Consider the following 1,087-nt stretch of genomic DNA (forward strand, 5'->3'; position numbering starts at 1 on the left):
CCTAGGTGTTCTTCCCACGGAGATTGTGAACGCGGTCGATGGGTGATTTGCCGCCGATACCGGTGTGGGGTCTGTGGTGATTGTAGTCGTGGATCCACGCCTGGTATGTGCCGGCCCTTGCCTTGTCGGAGCTGTAGTGGCGGACGTAGGCCCATTCGGCAGCCAGGGTGCGGTGGAATCGCTCAATCTTGCCGTTGGTCTGAGGCCTGTAGGGGCGCGTGTATTTGTGCGCAGCTTGGCCGAGCGCGTCATTAAAGCAGCGTGAGCGGTAGCAGGAGCCGTTGTCGGTCATTACGCGCAGCACGGTGATCCCCTCCGAGGCGTAGAACGCGTTGGCCCGGGTCCAGAACCCGGCGGCGGTCTCTTGCTTCTCGTCGGTGAGGATCTCTGAGTAGACGACGCGCGAGTGATCATCGATGGCTGAGTGCAGGAAGGAATAGCCGATCGGCACCTGCTTTTTCTTGTTTTTGATACCTGCCGTGCCCAAGGTCCGGTGTCCTCCGCCGTCGGGGATTTTGCCCAGTTTTTTCACATCGACATGCACAAGCTCTCCTGGGTGAGCACGTTCGTAGCGAACAGGTGCGGGGCGGCGGACGGGAAGTCCAGTGTTCATGTCCAAATGGCCTAGAAGCGGCATGCGGTATCGGTTCAGGACCTTCGACACCGTTGATTGGGGCAGGCCCAGGTGATAGCCGATGCGATGGGCTCCCCAGCGACGACTGAAACGCAACGCGATGATCCGCCGTTCCGTGCGCCGGGCCGTCTGCCGTGGCGAACGCTTTGGCCGGGATGACCTGTCGGTCAGGCCGAGCAGCCCCTGCGTCCTAAAGCGGCTGACCCACTTGGATACCGTGGCCCGGGAGACCTGGAGCCGCTCCGCGACGCGGGCCTGCGTCCAGCCATCTTCGAGGACCAGCCTGACTAGCTTCAGGCGCCCTTCCGGTGTCAGCATCGCGTTGGCATGAGTAACGTAAGACATGAGGGCCTCCGTGGCATCAATTGAGTGTGGTAACCCAATCGATACCGGAGGCCCTCGCCTTTTTACTTCAGGCCACGCTCACAATCTCCGTGGGAAGAACACCTAGGC

Annotated in this window: 1 protein-coding gene; it reads right to left on the bottom strand. The window is 61.3% G+C overall.

Features of this window, described 5'->3' with window-relative positions; all coding sequences use genetic code 11:
- Window position 1: 1 nt before the first annotated feature.
- A complete protein-coding gene (locus QRN53_RS13660) occupies window positions 2-979 on the bottom strand; it encodes an IS481 family transposase (RefSeq protein ID WP_285244381.1) in 978 nt (325 codons plus the stop codon).
- Window positions 980-1,087: the final 108 nt, after the last annotated feature.

Origin of the sequence: Pseudarthrobacter sp. fls2-241-R2A-127 (genome assembly GCF_030209355.1) — a bacterium.
Classification (GTDB): Bacteria; Actinomycetota; Actinomycetes; order Actinomycetales; family Micrococcaceae; genus Arthrobacter.

Excerpts from the sequence above, each read along its gene's own strand:
- QRN53_RS13660 (WP_285244381.1), bottom strand. The coding sequence starts at position 979 with ATGTCTTACGTTACTCATGCCAACGCGATGCTGACACCGGAAGGGCGC.